Below are 19995 nucleotides of genomic sequence, written 5' to 3' on the forward strand. Positions count from 1 at the left end.
GGCACCCGCCACCACCCGCACACTGCCTCGCTTGCTTCCGCTTCGCGGACGGCAAGCCATGCTGCACCCATCACCCATGAGGGAATCATGAACACACAGACCACAGACGCACCTACGGAAGCCGCCTACTACCCCTTCACTGGTCACCCGGCCGATAGCCCGATCACCTTCCACACCCCCACCATCGACGCCCTGCGCCACATCGCCGAGCACATGTGTCCCGCCGACCGCGCCGAACTGGCCGCCACAGGCCAGCATGACCCGCTGGCGTCCCTGATGAAGTCCGTGGAGACCAGCCGAGAATCTTTCGTCGCCGAATGGAACGGCGAGCCGCAGGCTGCGCTCGGCGTGGCCGATCTACCGCAAGACCACCGCTTTGGGGTGCCGTGGATGTTGTCCACCGGCAACGGCTCGCAGCATGCACGCGAGTTCATGGCTGCCTCACGGTCCATCGTGGAGGCATGGGCACCGATGTACTTGGCGCTTGCCAACGTTGTGAGCCGAGAGCACCACGTGGCGCGGCGCTGGCTGCGGGCGCTGGGCTTTGCCCCACTGGCTGAGCACACAATTAACGGGCATCTGTTCGAAGAATTCGCTAGGTTCTCGCATGTGTGAGCCAACCACGATTGCGCTGGCGACGATGGCTGCGCTCTCCGCCGCAACCGCCATCTACGCCTCGAACGAGCAAAAGCACGCGACCGAGGACCAGCTCAAGCTCCAGCAGAAGCAGCAGGATGCGGCGGCCCAGGTACAGACCAATGACCGCCTGAAGGCCGCGCGAGAGGCCCGAGCCTCCGCCCGAGCGGCTGCGGCGGAAGTTGGCCTCTCCGGCAACTCCGCTCAGGCCATCCTCCAGGACATCCAGATGCAGGCCGGCACGGACGTTTCACGCATCGAGAAGAACCGGGAGAGCGGCAACATCGAGGCAACCCAGCAGGCCAAGTCCCGCTTCGCGGAGATCAACGGCAACCTTGCACAGGGTGTGGCCGGTGCCTTCAGCCAAGGCATGAGCGCATACGCAAACAGACCGCCGCACAGCAACGGCGCGCAATACGACTTTGTGAAAGATGGTGTTGCGTCAGATGTCGAGGGATATAAGCGAGACCTCAGCCGCTTCACTATCCGCGATGAGCGCCCCTCGCTTCCGTCGCTTCCGCGACCGGAGCGCAGACAGTGACTGACGGCCAATCACATACGGCGCACTAACCAACGGTAGCCCGCACACCGCGCAGTAACCGTTACACACCCCAAACCGCGCCTCCTGACCACCGCCCGCCTCGCGGGCGGTGGCGGGCGGCTATTGCCTTTAGAGAGATAGACGCATGATGAAGAAGTACAAACAGCAAGCCCCCACAACCTACACGACTGACGCCACCGGGCAGCGCCTCGCGCATGTCGCCCTGACGGGCACCTGCCAACGGGCCACTCTGTATGCCGATGACCTGGAACGCTTGTTGGAGGCCGGATGGTCGCCGCACTGGTCATGGTGCAAGACCAACCCCCGTTTCTCATATGTGCTGGTCGGCGCTCGCACGATGAAAGGGGTTCAACGGTCATTGACCGTTGCGCGACTGATCGCGGATGCCGGCAAGGGGCAATGTGTCGTATACAACGATGGCGACCGCACCAACCTGCGCAGGGACAATTTGCGACTGGTGCGGGGAAGTGGGCGCGTACAGACCCCTGCGGCCGCCGTACTGCCAAAGCTGGGCGAGTGCGTAGCGGAAGACGCACAAGACGCCTCAATAGGGCCACAGAGGGCCACGCAGGGGGTGGGCAATACCATCCCCACAGATCAGGCGGAGAACGCCCCTCCGCGCCATACCTCACCCGTCACGCAGCAGGCCCTTTCAGAGCCCCGCCGCCTCTTTACGCCCCGCGTGGTGAATCGTGCGGCCCTGTCGGCAAAGGTGAAGGTCATGCACGCCAGGAGCAGCGAAGGCGCCCCCTGAAATATCTGCCGCAAATTTCCGTCGGGGTATCAGACGGAGAGCTTCGCGCGCCGATCCCCCCGTACCCCGTCGATTGCATAGCGCACCATGGCACCCCGGCACCTCAGCCGGGCGTGCTGTCGTGCCAGAGAGAATGAACGCATGAAGCAAGCCTTACCGAACGGCCCTGCCCTACTCCGCCTCCCTACCGTGCTCCAACTAGTCGGTGTCAGCAAAAGCACCTTGTACCGCTGGGCAGAGGCGGGGATGTTCCCAAAGCCGCGCGCCCTCACCCCGACCCGCAGCACAGTGGCATGGTCAGCCTCAGAGGTTCATACGTGGATCGCGGCGAAGCTCGGCGCAACAGCAGCACAAGAAGCGGCACCCGTTGGTACTTTTGTTGGTACCTTTGACTTACGCCACCCACAGGCCGCATAAATGCTGCATTTCCCGTTCCTATCACCGTACCAATACTTAGGCCGCTTTTGCGGCCTTTGTTTTGGTCCGCGAAATAGCGAGTCTGCCCGCAATTCGACCCATCCAGCCGTCACGTACGACCGTCCGGCTGCCCGAGCCCCTACGGCGGCGTGGACTGCACGGCCTCGTAGTAGGCGCCGCGGTCGCCGAAGATGAGCCGGCTCCCCGCCTTGAAGAACTGCTGGCATCCGGTGTCCAGGAGACCTTCTCCGGCAGGCCGATATGCTGCGGCGACAGGTCCCCGGGCGAGCCCAGCTCCATGGCGGAATCCACCACTCTGGCGCTAACCGCGTGGCCCGCGAGTCGCCCCCTCTTCCACCTTGTCCGCCGATATCGTCACGATCGTGCCGACGAGGGCCTTCATATCGGCCTCGCTCATCGATCCGTCGCCTGCCGCGACAATCCTCGCCACCTTCCACGTACCGTAGAAGTCGGCCGGCCTGACCGTATCCGTGGCGCCGCACGCGCCGATGGCGAGCAATCCGGCAAGAAAAATCGCCGAGGCTTTCACGGGCGGCCCCCATCGAACGGAGCGGCTTCGCGGTTGCGGCGGTTCACCAAACCGGCGCTGATCCGGCAGCGCCCGGGCACGATCCGTCCGGAACGGTCGCGTTGGCAGACATGGACGAAACCGCGCATCCGCGAAGCAACGCCAGCCATGTCGCCCTCATTGGCCGGCCGCAATGCCGACAGGCCGCGATGCCCCGTGCTGTACACGAAGGAAACCGCGGCATCGAATTGCTCCTGCGTAAGATCGTGGCCCGTTACCGCATTGCGAACCTGGCGCTCGGCGACGGCAAGGCTGCCATCGAGACTCCGCTCGACCATGGCGTCGGTCACGGGAGCCGCCATCTCCGTCGCCGTGCAAGGTCCGAAATGGACCAACGTGCCCACCCCATACGTGCAGTTGTTGCCCTGGTCGTCGTAGTGCGCGCGGCGCACCGCTTCGCCATGCATCATGCGTTGCGACCGGCGGAACTCATCCGCATGTTCTCGTTGGCCATATCGGCATTCTTCGCCAGGGATCCAGCCGAGCGTAGCGGCTGCGAATCGCGCCGTTCAATCCATGTGCGCTTTTCGGGACGGACTTCTCGTCGATTGGCAGGCTGCGTGCCCTCAGGAACCGTCCAGCGGCTCGTCCGCTTCGGTGAGCGCGGCCACGGTGCGCTCCACCGCCCGTATCTGCATCACGCCCGCGGGATACCGCTGCAACTGGTTGCGCAGCAGTTCGCACTCCAGCTTGAGCTTGTCGCGCTCGGCGCGCGTCTCGGCGAGCGCAAGCAATAGCGACGCGGACGTCCGGTTTGCCGGCATGGCTACCTCCCTTCGATCTGCGCGAGCTTGCCTTCCGGTTTGTCGATGCGCCGTCGAGAAGGCGTTGGATTGGCATTGGCCCCGCGAGTCCGGCGCCGGTTTTCCTTGCAGCGACGCGGGATCGCGTCCGCGGGACGTGTCAGGTGGATGGCCTCGACACGTCGTCCGCCACGGCCTCGTGCCAGCTACCGTCGCTTTCCTGCACCTGCACCGGGGGATGCGCGTGCCCCCACGCGCGGGCGAGCTTGGCGCGCATGGCGATGGCCGCGGCGATCGCGTCGGTGCGGCTGGCGTAGGTGCCGACGCGGGTGACCTCCCGCCGCACGATCCACGGGCTGTCCACGCTGTAGGGCACGTACAGGCTTACGTTTCCGGGGTTCATGGCGCCTCCCGCGGTGCTCTTGCCGGGCTGAAGCCCTTTCGGCCCCGGCGAAGGGTTGCGAAAGGACTGCCGGCCGCGCCTGGCGCGGCCGGAAAGCCAGTCTTGCACGATGCCTGTTGCAGTTGATGGAGCATCGCGGCGTGCATATCGCCGCCGTTCATCAAGCGAACGCGGCCTAGAGTTCCCGCACCACGCGAAAGCCGACGCGCCCGCTGCGCACGCGGCCTTCCGCTCCCTGCCGGTAGGCCGAGCGCACCTGGTCGGGCGAGCTGCCCCACGAGCCGCCGCGCACCACGCGGACGCTGCAGCCGGGATTGATCCAGGCGCTGCCGTCGTGCGGCGCGCGCACGTAGTTGTCGTGCCAGCAATCGGCCACCCACTCCGAGACGTTGCCGTTGATGTCGTACAGGCCGAACGGATTGGCCGCGAAGCTCATCACCGGCGCCGGTCCCCAGTAGCCGTCGCGGTAGTTGCTGAAGGCGTTGCTCCAGCGCCGGCCGCTGGCCGAACGGTCGCCGGAGCCGGTCAGGTTCTCGACCCGGCTGGACGGCGTGCCGTTGCCCCACCAATAGCGGCTCTGCGTGCCGCCGCGCAGCGCGTACTCGAACTCCGCCTCGCTCGGCAGCCGGTAGCGCTTGCCAGTGCGCTTGCCGAGCCACTCCGCGTAGGCATTGGCATCGGCCCAGGAAACGTTCACCACCGGCAGCTTGTCGCCGGCCGGCTTGCCGGCGTAGTCGTCCTGCCAGGTGGCGCGCGGGTCGTCGCGCAAGGCGCCGCTGCGCTCGTCGTACACGCTGGCGCCGCCCAGCCGGGTCGAATCGGGTACATAGCCGCTGGCGCGCACGAAGTCGCGGAACTGGCCCACGGTGACGGCGCTGCGCGCCATCGCGAAGCCCTTGGCGAGGGTCACCTGGTGCCGCGGGATCTCGGCGTCGCTGCGCCCGTCCTCGTCATCGGCCGCCCCCATCTGGAAACTGCCGGTGGGGATCACCACCATCACCGGCGTCCGGCCGGGCAGGTCGACGAAACGGTCGCTGAAGGCCTGGCCCGGCTTGTAGCTCGCGTACAGCCGCGCATTGGTGAGGCGTTCCTCGAAATCGTCGAGGCCGGCCACGTCCGGGCTGATCGACTGCGCCTGCCCGGCCAGTTGCCGGGCCAGCTCCAGGTTGCCCGAGTCCAGCGCCGAGCGGGCCTGCGCGAGCACGCCGACCGCCCGCTGGTGACGGATGCCGACGACCCGTTCGCGCACGTCCTGCAGTTGCTGCGAACCGGGCCGGATCGCATCGGCGGCGGCCAGCGCACGGTCGGCGGCGGCAAAATCGTTCTGCGCGACCGCGGCCAGCGCGCGATCGAGCACCGCGCGCTGCACCTGGAAGATGCCCTGCTCGGCCATCGCGTTGGCCGGGTCCAGTTGCTGCACCTGGCGGTAAAGGTCGAGCGCGCTGCCGCCCTGCGGCTGGTCGACCTTGCCCTGCTGCAGCAGGCTCGCCGCCTGCGCGAGCATCGGCCGCACCTTGGTCAGGGTCTTCAGGCTGGCCGCCAGTTGCTCCACGTCGTCGGCCGCGTCCGGCAGCGAACGCAGCGCATCGAGCAGGTCCTGCGCGGATTCGGCGTCGCCCACCGCGATGTCCTGGCCGATCTGCGCCACCAGCCTCGCATGCACCTCGTACAGTCCCTTGGCGGCGGCGCGGCTGTCCGGCTTGTCCTTCAGCGCCCGCATGTAAAGCGCGGCCGCGCTGTCCTTGTCGCCGGTGAGCTGGCCGGCGTGCAGCGCCTTGGCGGCCTGCTGAAGCAATGCCTGCACTTCGGGCGTATCCGCGCTCAACTGCTCGGGCAGTTGCTGCTCGCGCTTGCTCATCCGCGCGGCGATCACCTCGGTCGGCGCCAGTGTCAGCGGCGGGCCCGCGTCCTGCTCGTTGTCCGCCTGCGCACGGGCCGCCGGCGCGCCGAACGAGGATGCCGGCGCGGTTCCCATCGACATCGACCGGCGCGGCGCCATGGTCGCCGGGTCCACATGGAAGACCCGCGGGAAAAAGTGATAGACCAAGGCGCAGCCAAGCACGATCACCCCCAAGGCACCGCCCAGGGCGCGCTGACGGCGGATGGTCTCGTTGCTCGGCATGGTTGGGCGTCCTGCGGCCTGTTATCGTGCGCCGCTCACCATAGGCACAAACCGATGACAGGGCAATCGACACGCCGGTGCCCGGTCAGCTTCGAGGAAACCGCATGTCCCTGTTACCCGCCAGCCCCAGCGCCGCATGGATCGACCAGCGCGACGCGCTCGATGCGTGGCTGGCCGAACTGCCCGCCGACGCGGCGGTCGGCCTCGATACCGAGTTCATGCGCCGCAATACGTTCTACCCGCAACTGGCCCTGCTGCAGTTGGGCTGGAACGGTCGCTATGCGCTGGTCGATCCGCTGGCGTTCGGGATCGGCGACGCGCTGCGTCCCGCGATCGGCGAAGGCACCGCCGTCACCGTGATGCACAGCGCCAGCGAAGACCTGGAAACGCTGGCGCCATGGCTGCCCGGCGGGCCGCGCACCCTGTTCGACACGCAGATCGCCGCCGCCTTCGTCGGCATGGGCCTGGGCATCAGCTACCGCGCCCTGGTGGCCGAGCTGGCCGGCGCCGAGCTGGACAAGGGCGAGACGCGCTCGGACTGGATGCAGCGTCCGCTCACCGAATCCCAGCGCAGCTATGCCACGCTCGACGTGGTCTATCTCGAACCGATCCACGAGCAGTTGGCCGAGCGGCTGCGGCAGCGCGACCGCAGCGCATGGCATGCCGAGGACTGCGAGCGGCTGAAGCGGCGCGCCAGCCACCGCGAAGGCGACCCGCAGCCGCAGCGCGCCCTCCGCGGCGCGGCGGAATGGCCCCGGGCGCAGCAGGCCCTGCTGCGCCGCATCCTGCTGTGGCGCGACCGCGCGGCGCGCACGCTCGACCGCCCGCGCCCCTGGCTGCTCGAAGACGCCCTGGCGATGAGCCTCGCCCAGCAGCGCCCCGCCGGCCTCGCCGAGCTGGACCAGCGCACGCGCGGCCAGCGCGCCCTGCGCTCGCCCCAGCGTGCGGAACTGTTCGAGCTGCTGCTGCCCGCCGTGGACGCCGACGAGATCGACGCCACCGCCTCGATCCCGGCGCATCCGCAGGGCGAGGCCAAGAAGGCCCTGGCCGCCATGAAGGACAGCGTCGACCGGCTCGCGACGGAGCTGGACCTGCCCCCCGGACTGCTCTGCCCGCGCAAGGTGCTGGAAGAATACGTCGCCACCGCGGACTGGCCCGAATTCCTCGAAGGATGGCGCACCCCGCTGCTACAGCCGCGGCTCGCCGGGTTGCTTCCCGGCTGATCGAAAGGTCTTGGCGAAAGCCTTGCCACGCTGCTAACATGCGCGGCTCGTGTGGGGCGGTAGCTCAGCTGGGAGAGCGTCGCGTTCGCAATGCGAAGGTCGGGAGTTCGATCCTCCTCCGCTCCACCAATCCTTCCAGACAAAAGAGCCCCGGAAACGAATGTTTCCGGGGCTTTTTCGTTGCTGGGCGCCCTGCTCCGCCTCCAGTCACGCGGAAGCCGGAGAAAGGCGCCCGCCGCGGCTTGTCACTCCTTCGTGACCCGCCATACCGCGTTGCCGACGTCGTCCGCGATCAGCAGGGCTCCGCTCTTGTCCAGCGCCAGCCCCACCGGCGCCCCGTGGAGCCGCGATTCGTCCTTGGAGTAGAACCCGCTCACGACCGTTTCCGGCCGGCCGACGGGCTTGCCGTCCTCGAAACGGACGAACACGACCTCGTAGCCGCTCAGCGGCGAGCGATCCCAACTGCCGTGCTCGCTGATGAAGGCGCCGTTCGCGTACTTCGCCGCGAGCCCGTCGCCGTGCACGATCAGGAACCCCAGCGGGGCGACGTGCGAACCGATGGCGTAGTCGGGGACGATGGCCTTGGCCACCAGGTCGGGCCGTTGCGGCATGGCGCGGCGGTCCACGTGTTGCCCGTAGTAGCTGTAGGGCCAGCCATAGAACGCGCCTTCCTTCACGGAAGTCAGGTAGTCCGGCACCAGGTCGGCGCCGATCTCGTCCCGCTCGTTGACGATCGTCCAGAGCTTGCCGGTCTGCGCATCCCACTGCACCCCGGTGGGGTTGCGCAGGCCCGAGGCATAGATGCGGCTGGCGCCGGTGGCGACGTCGACCTCCAGGATGTTCGCGCGCCGGTATTCCACTTCCAGCCCATGCTCGCCGATGTTGCTGTTGGAGCCGACGCCCACGTACAGCCTGGTGCCGTCCGGGTTCGCGGCGAGCGACTTGGTCCAGTGGTGTTGGATCGTGTCCGGCAGGTCGGCGAACATCGTGCCGGGTGCGGCGATCCGCGTTTCCCCGGGCACATAGGGATACTTCACGATGGCATCGGTGTTGGCGACGTAGAGCGAGTCGCCGATCAGTTGCACGCCGAACGGCGAGTTGAGGTGCTCCAGGAAAACGTGCGGCGTCCATTTCCCGGTCGCCGGGTCCGGACGCAGCAGCGTGATACGGTTGCCGCCTTTGCTGGCCTTGCCCGATCGCCCCTTCACATACCCCGCGATCAACGCCTTGGGCGTCTCCACGTGCTCGATACCGGGGCTGTTGGATTCCACCACCAGCACGTCGCCATTGGGCAGGGCGAACACTTGCCGCGGGTGTTTCAGGTCGCCGGCGATCTTCTCGATCTTCAGGCCGGGCGCCACCGTGGGCGTCTGCCCTTCCGCCCATCCCTGGTAACGGGGCACCTGCATGGGCGGGACGAGGAAATTGCGGGCACCCGGCAGCGGCGGATTGGCGCCCGACTGCTGTGCGGCATCGTACGAAGCGCGGCCGCTGCATCCCGCGAGAACGGCTGCGGCCAACACCCATACGCTGCGATACGCGTGCTTATTCACGGTCCAGACCTCCCCGCTTGCCGGTCACGGCCATTGCGACCTGGCCGATCGAAAGAAGGATGACCGTGCAGGCCGAGAGCCAGACGCCGGCCGGCACCACCGCGTAAGCATCCCGGCTGTGCACGAACGCATTGACGATGGCCACGACGATCGCCACGAGGTAGAGCCAGAAGCCCGCCTTGTCGGCCGACGTCGCACGGACCCTGGCGGTGATCCATACCCGCGCCAGATTGATCAGGCGCGGCACGATCGCCAGCACCAGGCCGAAGGCATTGAGCCACGCCGCACCGTTGTTCCACTGGACGTCGGCCGTGCGGGCGTAGAGGATGTCGAAGATCAGCGCGGCGACGAAGAATCCGAACGGCAGCGGATTCAACAGGCCATAGACGGCATCGACGAAGACCGAGCCGCGTGGACGAGGAAGGGCGTTCATGGCGTTTTCTCGCGCGAGGAGGCGGTGGTGTCTGCCGGGTCGCTCCCGGCGATGTTCGTACGTAGCCCCGGGACCATGCCGGCCCGGGAATGGAGCACCTTCGCCTAGCGTTCTTCGTATCTTGTCAACGGCGTGTCAATTCATCCGGGGACGGCGGCCGTGTCGACCGTCGCTCTGCTCGCATGCCGGGTGGCGGGATGCCCGGACGCTCAACGGCAGCAGCGATTGGCGCCATATCCGTGCGCCGCGCATGGCCGGGCCGCTCCACCGGCCGCTCCCCACCGGCGTCGGCTGCGTCGATGGACACGACGGCATCGTGTAGTCGCGTCTGCATGCCGGCCAGCGGATGGAAGAGTGCGGGCATCGCATGCAGTCGTCCGGCGAGCGAACCCACGCGCTCATACGAACTCCCGAGCGGATGGCGACGCACCTGAGCGACCGGTGCATACCTGGTCGCCCTGCGCGATCTCGCGACGATGGCACGGGTCACGCAAGCATGGTCGAGTCCAACGCGCATATCCCGCACGGATTTCGAGGCAGCGCGGTCGTCCGGCGATCATTGCCGGATGACGGAAATTTCACCCGCCGGAGTCTATTGAGGGTTGCTCCACTGCTAGCCATCCCCAGGAGAGCAAGCCATGGCTCAGCCCACCAAGCGCCGCCCGGACACCTCCCGCAACGCCACCGCCGACCGCAGAGGCAATGGCGACGAACTGCACCAGCAGTCGGGCGGCAAACATCCGCCGCTGACCACCAACCAGGGCATTCCGGTTGCCGACAACCAGAACTCGCTGCGGCCGACGCCGCGCGGCCCCACGCTGCTGGAGGACTTCATCCTCCGCGAGAAGATCACCCACTTCGACCACGAGCGAATCCCGGAACGCATCGTGCACGCGCGTGGTTCGGCGGCGCACGGCTATTTCGAACTGACCAAGTCGCTGAAGAAGTACACCACCGCCAAGCTGCTCACCGAGGTCGGCGAACGCACCCCGCTGTTCACCCGCTTCTCCACCGTGGCCGGCGGCGCCGGCTCCATCGACACGCCGCGCGACGTGCGCGGCTTCGCGGTGAAGTTCTATACCAAGGAAGGCAACTGGGACCTGGTCGGCAACAACATCCCGGTGTTCTTCATCCAGGACGCGATCAAGTTCCCCGACCTCGTGCATGCGGTGAAGATGGAGCCCGACCGCGGTTTCCCGCAGGCTGCCTCGGCGCACGACACCTTCTGGGACTTCATCTCGCTCACCCCCGAATCGATGCACATGATCATGTGGGCGATGAGCGACCGTGCGATCCCGCGTTCGCTGCGCATGATCGAAGGCTTCGGCATCCACAGCTTCCGCCTCGTCAACGCCAAGGGCGAATCGACCTTCGCCAAGTTCCACTGGCGCCCGAAGCTCGGCCTCCAGTCCACGGTGTGGGACGAGGCGGTGAAGCTCGCCGGCGCCGATCCGGACTTCCACCGCCGCGACCTGTTCGAGGCGATCCAGCGCAGCGACCATCCGGAGTGGGAATTCGGCGTGCAGCTTTTCACCGAGGAGGACGCGGCGAAGTTCCCGTTCGACCATCTCGACGCCACCAAGCTCATTCCCGAGGAACTCGTGCCGCTGCAGATCGTCGGCCGCATGGTGCTCGACCGCTGGCCGGACAACTTCTTCGCCGAGACGGAGCAGGTGGCGTTCTGCCCCGCCAACATCGTTCCCGGCATCGACTTCAGCAACGACCCGTTGCTGCAGGGCCGCCTGTTTTCCTACCTCGACACCCAGCTCCTGCGCCTCGGCGGGCCGAACTTCCACCAGATCCCGATCAACGCGCCCAAGTGCCCGTTCGCCAACCTGCAGCGCGACGGCCACATGCAGATGCACGTGCCCAAGGGCCGCGTGAACTACGACCCCAGCTCGCTGCAGGCGGACAGCCCGCGCGAGACGCCCGACGGCTTCCGCACCTTCGCCCAGCCGGCCGACGACGGCAGCAAGGGCCGCATCCGCGCCGAGAGCTTCGCCGACCACTACAGCCAGGCGCGGCAGTTCTACCGCAGCCAGACCGCGCCCGAGCAGGCGCACATCGCCTCGGCGCTGGTGTTCGAACTGTCCAAGGTGGAAGCCCTGCATGTGCGCGAAGCCGTGGTCGGCCACCTGCGCCACATCGATGCCGACCTTGCCAAGCGCGTCGCCGACGGACTGGCGCTGGACGCCCTCCCTCCCGCACCGCCGGCCGCGGTGAAGCCGCAGGATCGCCCGCCCTCGCCCGCACTGCAGATCATCGGCAAGATGAAGGCCACGCTGGAAGGGCGACAGGTCGGCATTCTGGTCGACCACGGCTCCGACGCCGCCACGGTAAAGGCCCTGCGCAAGGCCGCCGAAGACGCCGGGGCCGGCGTCAGGATCGTCGCGCCCAAGGTCGGCGGGGCCAAGCTGAGCGATGGCCGCAAGCTGGCCGCGGACGGCCAGCTCGCCGGCACGCCATCGATCGTCTTCGACGCCGTCGCCGTGGTGCTGTCGGCGGCCGCGGGCAAGGCGCTGGCAAAGGAAGCGGCCGCGGTGGACTGGGTCCGTGACGCCTTCGGCCACCTCAAGGCCATCGCCTTCGACAGCGGCGCGGAACCGCTGCTGCAGGCCGGAGGCATCGCCAAGGACGCGGGCGTGGTCCAGGCCGCGGACACCAAGGGCTTCATCAAGGCGGCGAAGACGAGGCAATGGGCGCGCGAGCCAAAGCTCCGCACGCTCGCCTGACCAACCGCGGCACGCGCTGCCGCCGTCAACGGCGGGCAAGCCGCTGCGACCTCCGAGCGGACTGGCGGGTGGCCCGAACGCGGCGAACGGCAGGCCAGGTCGACCCTTGGCCTGCCGTTCGCCGCAACGCCGCGGATACGGGCTCCTCACAACTGCTGGGCGACTGGTGCAGTCGTCGCTTCAAATGCGACGTCGCAAGAGCCCCTGCTTCCCGCTTGACGCGCCGACCCGGCATCGAAAGCCCTTGCCGGCGCCCGACCCAGGTCGGCCCACGAAGCGGCCTGGCCCGAGTGGATTGTCAGGCGCCGCTCATTGGTCCCCGAGCGGGTAGAAATCCTCGGCCACTTCTATTTCCTGCATCTTGTCGTCCTTGAACTTGAGCACATAGGTCGCCCCCCAGAGTTTTTCAGGGTGGTCGAGGACCTGGAAGGTTTCCCTCTTGAGGGGGTCCATATCGATGAGCTCTCGCGCCTGCGCAAGCGACACCCAGCGGCGCTCGGCGGGGCCGGCCTGATCCTTCTCCGTTTGCCTGACGGTTCCGGACTTGAGATGGGCCACGTAATGCTGGCGGAACGAGGCGCCCTTGTGATCCGGAAGTCCATCGAAAATGTACAGATAAATCGCCGCCAATCTGGGCTGCGTGATCGACACTCCCATTTTTTCGGCGAGGTCGTCGAGCGCGGCAAGCGTAGAAACCTCACGATTGGATCTGAGGGAGGGAGTCATCCAGCCCGCAGGATGCTTCTCGAGGAGGATTTCGTTCTTGTCGTTCAGCAGGATCAACCTCTGGATCGTATAGTTGTCGTAGCTCCTGGGCTGGTCCGCGGCCCGCCCCGCGACAGGGAGCAGCACGGCAAGCACCCACATGACGATGCAGGCAATCGCTTTCATCGAGAACCTCCTGAAGCGGTCGGACTGGCACATGACTCTGGAACCGAGCCGCTCCTCGCAACAGGCTCGGCTTGAACGATCGAACGGCATGGCGCGAGAGGAATCCGCCATGCATGCTACGCCGAAAACGGCGAGAGCCGTTCACCGGCAGGGCGCCAGCGACCAAGGCGAATCTCCCGACCGACAAGTTCGCCATGCGGGCGGCCAGCGATCCCGAGACCGACGCATGCGGTGACCGGGACAAGGCCGATGACCCATTGCCATCACGCAGCCTGAAGCATCCTTCTCCCGGTCTTTTATGGCCGTCGCCCACGCCGCAGGAAGCTTGCACCGGCTTCGGGGATAATCGCGCCTCCCCTCCATCGACCGCCATACCGCATGACCGAACCCGACCACCGCGTGCACGGCCTGGCCGACGACGACGTGGCGCCCGACTGGCCGCCGCTCGACGCATCCGAGCTGGACGCCCTGCTCGGGCTCTACCCGGGCCTCGCGCCGCGCGGCGCGATCCGCTGGCACAGCCCGCGGCCATTGTCGGCGGCATGCCTGGTGGACACCCCGCACGGCACGCTGTTCGTCAAGCGCCATCACAGCACGGTGCGCAGCGCCGCCGTGCTGGCGGAGGAACACGCCTACATGGACCGGCTGCGCGCGGCCGGCGTGCCGGTGCCGAGGGTCCTGGCCGACCGCGCGGGCCGCACCGCGCCGACGCTCGGCGAGTGGACCTACGAGGTGCACGAGCGCGCCGAAGGCATCGACCTCTACCGCCACGCGGCCTCCTGGACGCCCTTGCGCGACCTGGGCCAGGCGCGCAGCGCGGGCGCCATGCTGGCGCGAGTGCACGCTGCGGCCGAAGGCTACGCCGCACCGCAGCGCGGCACGCACCTGCTGGTCGCCCGCAGCGAGCTGATCGAGGCGGCCGACCCGCCGGCGGCGCTCGAAGCGCAATTGCCGCACCGCCCCGGACTGGCCGAGTACCTGGCCCGGCGCGACTGGCGCGCCGAGCTGGCCGCCGTGTTCGCGCCGTTCCATGCCGCCGTGCAGCCGCAGCTTGCGCGGCAGCCGCGGCTGTGGACGCACGGCGACTGGCATGTCTCCAACCTGTGCTGGAGCGGCAGCGGAAGCGACGCGCGCATCACCGCCGTGCTCGATTTCGGCCTGGCCGCCCGTACGTTCGCACTGTTCGACCTGGCCACCGCGATCGAGCGCAACGCGGTGGCCTGGCTCGCGCTGGATGCCGGCGACCGCGCCGTGCATGCCGATACCGCGCAGGCGCTGGTCGCCGGCTACCGCGGGCAACGTCCGCTCGACGCGCGCGACGTCCGCCTGCTCGCCGACCTGCTGCCGCTGGCGCACGTCGATTTCGCCCTGTCGGAAGTGGAGTATTTCAGCGCCGTCACCGGCTCGCCGGCCAATGCCGACGTCGCCTACCACACCTTCCTGCGCGGCCATGCGGCCTGGTTCGCCACGCCGCCCGGGCGCGCCCTGCAACAGGCCATCCGCGACCTCGCCTGAGCGCGACGGCGCCGCGCTTGCGGCAGGCACGGCCCATCCGTGGTTCAATAGGCGTCTTGAAGCGGGGGTGCCCGGCGATACCGGGCTGAGAGAGTCCCTTGGAACCTGATCCGGTTCGCACCGGCGTAGGGAGCTTGCATGGAGTGGCGCGGCCGTCCGGGCGTGCCACTCCGCCGTCGCTTCGTCCGCACCTCATTCGACGACGACGATGATCCTTTCCCGCACACCCCTCGCTCTCGCCCTGCTTGCCGCCGCCAGCGCCGGCCATGCCGCAACCCCAGCCACGCCCGCCGGCAACCCGCCGCAGGCTACCGACCTGGCGCCCGTGCGCGTCGACGCACGCACCCGCGACGACCGCAACGGCATCGACAGCTACGGCAACGCCGCACTGCACGACACGCCCGCCGCGGTCACGGTGATCGCCCGCAGGCAACTGGACGACCGCCAGATCCGCACGCTCAGCGAGCTGGCGCGCGAGGACGCCTCGCTCGGCGACAACTACGCGCCGGTCGGCTACTACGAGGACATCGCGATCCGCGGCTATCCGCTGGACCTGGCCACCGGCTTCCGCGGCAACGGCCTGAGCATCGCCGGCGAGCAGCGCATCGCCCTCGAAGATCGCCAGCGCGTGGAGATACTCAAGGGCCTGGCCGGACTGGAAGCCGGCGTGATGGAACCCGGCGGCGTGGTGAACTACGTCAGCAAGCGGCCGCAGGACGTGCGCACCGCCACGCTCGGCACCGACTCGCACGGCTCGCGCTACGGCGCGGCGGACGTCGGCGGCTGGTTGACGCCGGCGTTCGGCCTGCGCGCCAACGTGGCCTACGAGGACACCCACGCCTACGTGGAGCACGCCGACGGCCGGCGCAATTTCTACTCGCTCGCCGCCGACTGGCACATCAGCTCCAGGGCCACGCTGGAACTGGACGGCGACTACCAGGCCAGCGCCCAGCGTTCGGTCTCGGGCTACCAGTTGCTGGGCGGCCGCACGATTCCCGCGCACGCCAGCGCCACCCGCCTGCTCGGCTACCAGCCGTGGCAGCAGCCGGTGGGCATCCATGCCGGCAACGCGAGCGCGCGCTTCGGCTATGCCTTCGACGACGACTGGCGCCTGCGCCTGGCCGCCGGCCACAGCCGCAGCGTGATCGACGACAACGTCGCCTTCGCCTACGGTTGCTTCTATTCGCCCGACTGCGCCAGCGGCGCCACGCCCGGCTGGTTCTTCGCGCCCGACGGCGACTACGACGTGTACGACTACCGCAGCCCCGGCGACACCCGCCGCAACGACGAGGCGCGCGCGGTGCTCGAAGGCCGCTTCGACACCGGCGCGGTCGGCCACGAACTCACCGCCGGCATCGGCGCGTTCCGCCGCGGCATCGACCGCCGCCCGTACGTATACGACTACGTCGGCACCGCCAACATCGGCGACGCCGAGCCGACCGTCTTCGCGCCGTCGCCGAACCAGCCGGGCGACCCGGTGCGACGGCTCGCCAGCTGGCAGCGCTCCGCGTTCGCGCTGGACCGCGTCCACCTCGGCGGGCATTGGCAACTGCTTGCCGGCGGCCGCTTCGTGCGCCTGCACGAACGTGCCTGGGGCAGCGACGGCGCGCCCGAGCGCGACACGCGGCTGAGCAGGACGCTGCCGCAGGCCGCCGTGCTGTGGCAGCCGACCGATCCGCTGACCGTCTACGCCAGCTACAGCGAGGGCCTGTCGCTCGGCCGCGAGGCGCCGTACTGGACCAGCAACGGCGGCAGCACGCTGGCGCCGCTGCTGTCGCGCCAGCTCGAGGCCGGTGCGAAGTGGAACGGGAGCGAGGCGCTGAGTGTCACCGGCGCGCTGTTCCGCATCCGCCAGCCCTACCAGTTCGCGCAGCCGGACGGCTCGGCCGAAGGCTTCACCTTCGTGCAGCGCGGCGAGGAGGTGCACACCGGCCTGGAGCTGGCGGCGAACGGCCAGGTGAACCGCAACCTCCGCCTCGTCGCCAGCGCCAGCGTCATCCGGGCGCGCGCCGGCAGCACCGGCACGCCCTCGTACGAAGGCCACCAGGTGGTCAACGTGCCGCGCCTGCGCGCCACGCTGCAGGCGGACTACCGCCTGCCGTTCGCGCCGGCGCTGAGCCTGCTCGGCGGCTGGCGCTACGCCGCCGCCAACGTGGCCACGCCGGACGGCCGCACGCGCGTGCCGGCCTACCACGTGTTCGACGCCGGGCTGCGCTATGCCGGCCACTGGCGCGGCCGTGCGCTGACCTGGCGCCTGAGCGTGGACAATGTGTTCAACCGCTTCTACTGGCGCGATACCGGCAGTTCCGGCGGCGACAGCTACCTGTTCCCCGGCGCGCCGCGGCTGGCCCGCCTGTCCGTCACGGCCGCGTTCTGACATGGCCTGGACCGAACTGGTCGGCGCGCTGCTGAGCGCCTGGGGCGTCTGGCTCACCGCCCGGCGCCGGCCATGGTGCTGGCCGGTGGGGTTGCTTGCGGTATCCGCCTATGCCTGGGTCTTCGTCGGCGCGAAGCTCTATTCGGACGCCCTGCTGCAGGCGGCCTTCGGCGCGCTGATCGTCTATGGCTGGGTCCGCTGGCTGCGGCACCTGGATACCGACGGCCGCGTGCAGATCGCCCGGCTGCCGGCCAGGCAGGCCGCGTTCCACCTGCTCGCCGGCGTCGTCGGCGCGCTCGCGCTGGGCTATGCCATGCACCGCTGGACCGACGCCGCCCTGCCCTGGCTGGACGCGGCCCTCACCGCCTTCAGCCTGGTCGCCCAGTGGTGGCAGGGCCGCCGGCACACCGCCGCGTGGTGGCTGTGGATCGCGGTGGACGTGCTCTACGTGGGCGAATACCTCTACAAGGACCTGCTGGTCACCGCGTTGCTGTACGCGGGATTCGTGGTGCTCGCCGCGATCGGCCTGCGCGACTGGCGGCGTGCGGGACGTTCGCATGCGGCGGACGTGCCGTCCGCCGGCTGAAGGCCCGGGCGGCGCATCCGCGCGCAGGCTCCCGGTTGACCGCCGGGCGCTGCGGGTGGAGAGTGCCGGATACGGGAGGGTCGTGGCATCACACGGTGCCGGTGGCGGGCTCGGCTATGTGCAAGGAGGTTCCATGAAACGGCTTCACGCAATGGCATTCTTCGGCCTGCTCTGCGCTACGGGAGGTTCGGCATGGGCCACCTCGGGCGCGCTGAGCCCGTTCAGGCCCAGGCTCCTTCCCGTCCTGGTGAACGTGAACTCCCACGGCAAGATCACCGATATCTCGCCGGCCATCGAGCTTTCGCCCCCGATGAGGCGGCTGCTCGAGAAGAACCTCGGCGAGATGATCACCAAGCCGGCGTTCAACCATGGGAAACCCGTTTCCAGCCAGTTCGTGGTCAACCTCGCGCTGAAGGCGACTCCCCGCGCGGAAGGCGACTACGATGCGCAGTTCAGCTACGTATCGACCTCTCCCGTGCCTTTCGGGAACTGGCACTGGGTCAACATCGAAGGGCGCCGCTTCGCGCTGGCCGGCCCCAACATGCGCCTCCCGGAGCGGGTCCGTTTCCACGACGGCCGGGCGGGTTTCGCGCCGCCGATGCGGAACAGCTACCCGCGCAGCATGCCTAGCCCGCCCGTGCAGAACGCCACGCAGCACGCACCCAGCCCCGCGCCGGCAAGCGCCCCCGCACGCGGCCGATAAGCGCAGGCGGATGGGCTGGATGGCCCGTCGGCATCAAAAGCCCGTCGAAATCGACGGGCTTTTTTTTACGGAGCGCCAAGCCGCCTGACGCCTCACCGGCAGGCGGGCTGCTTCAGGCAAGGCGCCGAAACCGACAGTGCTCTCGGGCTCGAACCGTCAAGCGCCGACGAACAGCGCCTGGATCCGCGCGTAGGACATGGCTCCCTCGGCCATCGATTCGGAACGCCCGGCCTGGATGAAATCCTTAGCCAGTTCCTCCGCCTGCCCCCACAGCATCTGCGAAATGCCGGAGCCCGCGCTGAGGCGGCGCACGCCCAGCTTCCCCAGCGCATCGGCCGGCGCCAGGCCGGGCCAGGCCAGCACGTTGATCGGCAACCCGGCGCCTTCCACGATGGCCGCGATGTCCTCGGGAGCAACCACGCCCGGGACGAACAGCCCGTCGGCGCCCGCCTCGCGGTAGACCGCGCCGCGCGCCAGCGTCTCGCCGACACGCTTGGGCCCGTCGACCAGGCCGGCCAGGTAGACGTCCGTCCGGGCGTTGACGAAGAGGTTCGATCCCGACTTCGCCGCGGCGTTCTTGATCGCCTCGATCTTGGCGGCGAGCAAGGCGGGCGCATTGGTGCCGTCCTCGATGTTGATGCCGGCGACGCCGAGGTCGATCAGCCGCCGCGCCATCCCGGCCACCGCCGCCGGGTCGTCCGAATAGCCATTCTCCATATCGATCGACAGCGGCGCCGTGAGTACCCGGGCCATGCTCGCCGCTACCTGCAACGCCACCTCGGCAGGCAGCCTGCCGCCGTCGGGATAGCCCTGCGCCCATGCCACGCCCGCGCTGGTGGTGGCGATGGCCGATGCGCCCATGCTCTCGAACAGCCTCGCGCTCCCGGCATCCCAGGCATTGGGAAGCCGCAGCGGCGACGGGCCTTCGTGCAGCCGGCGGAAGATTTCGTATGAGGACACCTGCGTTCTCCGTTGGGTGAAACCGCGTGCAGGCGAAGGGTAACGCTCACTCTCCCGCGCGAAACAGTGCTGCCTGGACCGTGGGCTCCCGGCCCGGGGCCCGGCTTCCGGCAGGCGCATCGCGCCTCGCCGCCGCGCCTGCCGTCGTGCCTGCGCCTTCCAGCGCGAGCAGCCAACGCTTGGCGTCCAGGCCGCCCGCGAACCCGGTGAGCGACCCGTCGGCGCCGACGACCCGGTGGCACGGGGCGACGATGGAAATCGGGTTGCGGCCGTTCGCGGCACCCACCGCGCGCACGGCGTCGGGATGGCTGATCTGCCGGGCGATGCCGCTGTAGCTGCGGGTCTCGCCGAACGGTATGGCAAGCAGGGCCTGCCATACCTTGCGCTGGAATGCCGTGCCCGCGAAATCGAGCGGCAGCTCGAACCGGCGGCGCGCACCCGCGAAGTACTCCTTCAACTGGCGCTCCGTCTCCAGCAGCACCGGACGCTCCCGGTCCTCGTGCATGGCATCGAGGCGGACCCGCCCGGGCCTGTCGTTTTCCCACAGGACGGCGGCCAGCCGGTCGCCCCTCGCCACCAGCGTCAACCTGCCGACGGGCGAATCGATGGTGCTGAAGGCGTGGGTCATATCGCGTTCCTCGGCAATCGGAGGCGGGAGATCGGGGGCCGCCGCATCGGATCGGGCTGCCGTCGGGATCATGCGAGGCGCGGAAACGTCCGGCCATCCGTTTCCTGCACGGTCGCGCCCGCCGCTTCCTGCGGGCAGGTCCGCGCAGCGGACGATAGCAGGGGACGG

General features: G+C 68.8%; 20 protein-coding genes, 1 tRNA gene and 1 riboswitch. Of the genes, 11 read left to right on the forward strand and 10 right to left on the reverse strand.

Annotated elements, in window-relative coordinates; all coding sequences use genetic code 11:
• The first annotated feature begins 87 nt into the window (after positions 1-87).
• The 4 genes from ASG87_RS09260 (at position 88) to ASG87_RS19320 (ending at position 2369) form a co-directional block, all read left to right on the forward strand.
• Positions 88-615, forward strand: a complete 528-nt coding sequence (locus tag ASG87_RS09260) for a hypothetical protein (RefSeq protein ID WP_056004169.1) — start codon at positions 88-90, stop codon at positions 613-615.
• Positions 608-1177, forward strand: a complete 570-nt coding sequence (locus ASG87_RS09265) for a hypothetical protein (protein ID WP_056004172.1) — start codon at positions 608-610, stop codon at positions 1175-1177. Before ASG87_RS09260 ends, ASG87_RS09265 begins: the two co-directional genes overlap by 8 nt.
• Positions 1178-1322: 145 nt before the next feature.
• Positions 1323-1952: a hypothetical protein gene (locus tag ASG87_RS19995; protein ID WP_157510989.1), complete on the forward strand. Its 630-nt coding sequence runs from the start codon at positions 1323-1325 to the stop codon at positions 1950-1952.
• 141 nt (positions 1953-2093) lie between these two features.
• Positions 2094-2369 (forward strand): AlpA family phage regulatory protein, encoded by a 276-nt coding sequence (locus ASG87_RS19320; protein WP_082582864.1) that lies wholly within the window; start codon positions 2094-2096, stop codon positions 2367-2369.
• Between the two features lie 322 nt (positions 2370-2691).
• On the opposite strand, the gene ASG87_RS09270 is transcribed toward ASG87_RS19320, so the two are convergent.
• The 5 genes from ASG87_RS09270 to ASG87_RS09285 form a co-directional block, all read right to left on the reverse strand.
• A complete protein-coding gene (locus tag ASG87_RS09270; RefSeq protein ID WP_056004173.1) occupies positions 2692-2919 on the reverse strand; it encodes a hypothetical protein in 228 nt (75 codons plus the stop codon).
• A complete protein-coding gene (locus ASG87_RS09275; RefSeq protein ID WP_200949042.1) occupies positions 2916-3368 on the reverse strand; it encodes a glycoside hydrolase family protein in 453 nt (150 codons plus the stop codon). The genes ASG87_RS09270 and ASG87_RS09275 overlap by 4 nt, the downstream gene beginning before the upstream one ends.
• 156 nt (positions 3369-3524) lie before the next feature.
• Positions 3525-3722, reverse strand: a complete 198-nt coding sequence (locus ASG87_RS20000) for a hypothetical protein (protein ID WP_157510990.1) — start codon at positions 3720-3722, stop codon at positions 3525-3527.
• Positions 3723-3861: 139 nt separating this feature from the next.
• Complete coding sequence (locus ASG87_RS09280; protein WP_056004176.1) at positions 3862-4104, reverse strand: hypothetical protein; 243 nt, start codon at positions 4102-4104, stop codon at positions 3862-3864.
• 175 nt (positions 4105-4279) lie between these two features.
• On the reverse strand, positions 4280-6226 hold the full coding sequence (locus ASG87_RS09285; protein WP_056004180.1) for a formylglycine-generating enzyme family protein: 1947 nt from the start codon (positions 6224-6226) through the stop codon (positions 4280-4282).
• A 104-nt stretch (positions 6227-6330) separates the two neighbouring features.
• Between ASG87_RS09285 and ASG87_RS09290 the strand changes: the two genes are divergently transcribed.
• The gene (locus ASG87_RS09290; protein ID WP_056004182.1) at positions 6331-7449 is read left to right on the forward strand and encodes an HRDC domain-containing protein; all 1119 of its coding nucleotides are present in this window, start codon (positions 6331-6333) and stop codon (positions 7447-7449) included.
• A gap of 53 nt (positions 7450-7502) precedes the next feature.
• A tRNA-Ala gene (locus ASG87_RS09295) sits at positions 7503-7578 on the forward strand.
• Positions 7579-7694: 116 nt separating this feature from the next.
• On the opposite strand, the gene ASG87_RS09300 is transcribed toward ASG87_RS09295, so the two are convergent.
• Together ASG87_RS09300 and ASG87_RS09305 are read right to left on the reverse strand one after the other, a co-directional pair.
• Positions 7695-8858: a sorbosone dehydrogenase family protein gene (locus ASG87_RS09300; protein WP_235499603.1), complete on the reverse strand. Its 1164-nt coding sequence runs from the start codon at positions 8856-8858 to the stop codon at positions 7695-7697.
• A gap of 136 nt (positions 8859-8994) precedes the next feature.
• Positions 8995-9435, reverse strand: coding sequence for a DUF2231 domain-containing protein (locus ASG87_RS09305; RefSeq protein ID WP_056004188.1), 441 nt, complete (start codon positions 9433-9435; stop codon positions 8995-8997).
• A gap of 638 nt (positions 9436-10073) precedes the next feature.
• On the opposite strand from ASG87_RS09305, the gene ASG87_RS09310 reads away from it, so the two are divergent.
• The gene (locus ASG87_RS09310) at positions 10074-12167 is read left to right on the forward strand and encodes a catalase (RefSeq protein ID WP_056004191.1); all 2094 of its coding nucleotides are present in this window, start codon (positions 10074-10076) and stop codon (positions 12165-12167) included.
• Positions 12168-12476: 309 nt separating this feature from the next.
• Here ASG87_RS09310 and ASG87_RS09315 read toward each other — a convergent pair whose 3' ends face one another.
• On the reverse strand, positions 12477-13058 hold the full coding sequence (locus tag ASG87_RS09315) for an NUDIX hydrolase (RefSeq protein WP_157510991.1): 582 nt from the start codon (positions 13056-13058) through the stop codon (positions 12477-12479).
• 378 nt (positions 13059-13436) lie between these two features.
• Between ASG87_RS09315 and ASG87_RS09320 the strand changes: the two genes are divergently transcribed.
• The 4 genes from ASG87_RS09320 (at position 13437) to ASG87_RS09335 (ending at position 18239) form a co-directional block, all read left to right on the forward strand.
• A complete protein-coding gene (locus ASG87_RS09320) occupies positions 13437-14573 on the forward strand; it encodes a phosphotransferase (protein ID WP_056004197.1) in 1137 nt (378 codons plus the stop codon).
• A 53-nt stretch (positions 14574-14626) separates the two neighbouring features.
• Positions 14627-14722: riboswitch (TPP riboswitch) on the forward strand.
• Positions 14723-14781: 59 nt separating this feature from the next.
• A complete protein-coding gene (locus ASG87_RS09325) occupies positions 14782-16950 on the forward strand; it encodes a TonB-dependent siderophore receptor (RefSeq protein ID WP_056004200.1) in 2169 nt (722 codons plus the stop codon).
• 1 nt (position 16951) lies between these two features.
• On the forward strand, positions 16952-17536 hold the full coding sequence (pnuC, locus tag ASG87_RS09330; RefSeq protein ID WP_056004203.1) for a nicotinamide riboside transporter PnuC: 585 nt from the start codon (positions 16952-16954) through the stop codon (positions 17534-17536).
• A 133-nt stretch (positions 17537-17669) separates the two neighbouring features.
• A complete protein-coding gene (locus tag ASG87_RS09335; protein ID WP_056004206.1) occupies positions 17670-18239 on the forward strand; it encodes a hypothetical protein in 570 nt (189 codons plus the stop codon).
• Between the two features lie 156 nt (positions 18240-18395).
• Here the strand turns inward: ASG87_RS09335 and ASG87_RS09340 are convergent, their stop codons facing one another.
• Both ASG87_RS09340 and ASG87_RS09345 read right to left on the reverse strand, forming a co-directional pair.
• On the reverse strand, positions 18396-19199 hold the full coding sequence (locus ASG87_RS09340; RefSeq protein WP_056004209.1) for an isocitrate lyase/phosphoenolpyruvate mutase family protein: 804 nt from the start codon (positions 19197-19199) through the stop codon (positions 18396-18398).
• Between the two features lie 46 nt (positions 19200-19245).
• Positions 19246-19827 (reverse strand): methylated-DNA--[protein]-cysteine S-methyltransferase, encoded by a 582-nt coding sequence (locus tag ASG87_RS09345; protein ID WP_082582866.1) that lies wholly within the window; start codon positions 19825-19827, stop codon positions 19246-19248.
• Positions 19828-19995: the final 168 nt, after the last annotated feature.

The sequence above is a fragment of the Frateuria sp. Soil773 genome, from assembly GCF_001428405.1.
Lineage (GTDB): Bacteria > Pseudomonadota > Gammaproteobacteria > Xanthomonadales > Rhodanobacteraceae > LMSL01.

What these genes read in the sequence shown, in the direction of transcription:
- ASG87_RS09260 (WP_056004169.1), top strand. Translation starts at nt 88, where the DNA reads ATGAACACACAGACCACAGACGCACCTACGGAAGCCGCCTACTACCCC.
- ASG87_RS09265 (WP_056004172.1), top strand. Translation starts at nt 608, where the DNA reads ATGTGTGAGCCAACCACGATTGCGCTGGCGACGATGGCTGCGCTCTCC.
- ASG87_RS19995 (WP_157510989.1), top strand. Translation starts at nt 1,323, where the DNA reads ATGATGAAGAAGTACAAACAGCAAGCCCCCACAACCTACACGACTGAC.
- ASG87_RS19320 (WP_082582864.1), top strand. Translation starts at nt 2,094, where the DNA reads ATGAAGCAAGCCTTACCGAACGGCCCTGCCCTACTCCGCCTCCCTACC.
- ASG87_RS09275 (WP_200949042.1), bottom strand. Translation starts at nt 3,368, where the DNA reads ATGATGCATGGCGAAGCGGTGCGCCGCGCGCACTACGACGACCAGGGC.
- ASG87_RS20000 (WP_157510990.1), bottom strand. Translation starts at nt 3,722, where the DNA reads ATGCCGGCAAACCGGACGTCCGCGTCGCTATTGCTTGCGCTCGCCGAG.
- ASG87_RS09280 (WP_056004176.1), bottom strand. Translation starts at nt 4,104, where the DNA reads ATGAACCCCGGAAACGTAAGCCTGTACGTGCCCTACAGCGTGGACAGC.
- ASG87_RS09285 (WP_056004180.1), bottom strand. Translation starts at nt 6,226, where the DNA reads ATGCCGAGCAACGAGACCATCCGCCGTCAGCGCGCCCTGGGCGGTGCC.
- ASG87_RS09290 (WP_056004182.1), top strand. Translation starts at nt 6,331, where the DNA reads ATGTCCCTGTTACCCGCCAGCCCCAGCGCCGCATGGATCGACCAGCGC.
- ASG87_RS09300 (WP_235499603.1), bottom strand. Translation starts at nt 8,858, where the DNA reads ATGCAGGTGCCCCGTTACCAGGGATGGGCGGAAGGGCAGACGCCCACG.
- ASG87_RS09305 (WP_056004188.1), bottom strand. Translation starts at nt 9,435, where the DNA reads ATGAACGCCCTTCCTCGTCCACGCGGCTCGGTCTTCGTCGATGCCGTC.
- ASG87_RS09310 (WP_056004191.1), top strand. Translation starts at nt 10,074, where the DNA reads ATGGCTCAGCCCACCAAGCGCCGCCCGGACACCTCCCGCAACGCCACC.
- ASG87_RS09315 (WP_157510991.1), bottom strand. Translation starts at nt 13,058, where the DNA reads ATGAAAGCGATTGCCTGCATCGTCATGTGGGTGCTTGCCGTGCTGCTC.
- ASG87_RS09320 (WP_056004197.1), top strand. Translation starts at nt 13,437, where the DNA reads ATGACCGAACCCGACCACCGCGTGCACGGCCTGGCCGACGACGACGTG.
- ASG87_RS09325 (WP_056004200.1), top strand. Translation starts at nt 14,782, where the DNA reads ATGATCCTTTCCCGCACACCCCTCGCTCTCGCCCTGCTTGCCGCCGCC.
- pnuC (WP_056004203.1), top strand. Translation starts at nt 16,952, where the DNA reads ATGGCCTGGACCGAACTGGTCGGCGCGCTGCTGAGCGCCTGGGGCGTC.
- ASG87_RS09335 (WP_056004206.1), top strand. Translation starts at nt 17,670, where the DNA reads ATGAAACGGCTTCACGCAATGGCATTCTTCGGCCTGCTCTGCGCTACG.
- ASG87_RS09345 (WP_082582866.1), bottom strand. Translation starts at nt 19,827, where the DNA reads ATGACCCACGCCTTCAGCACCATCGATTCGCCCGTCGGCAGGTTGACG.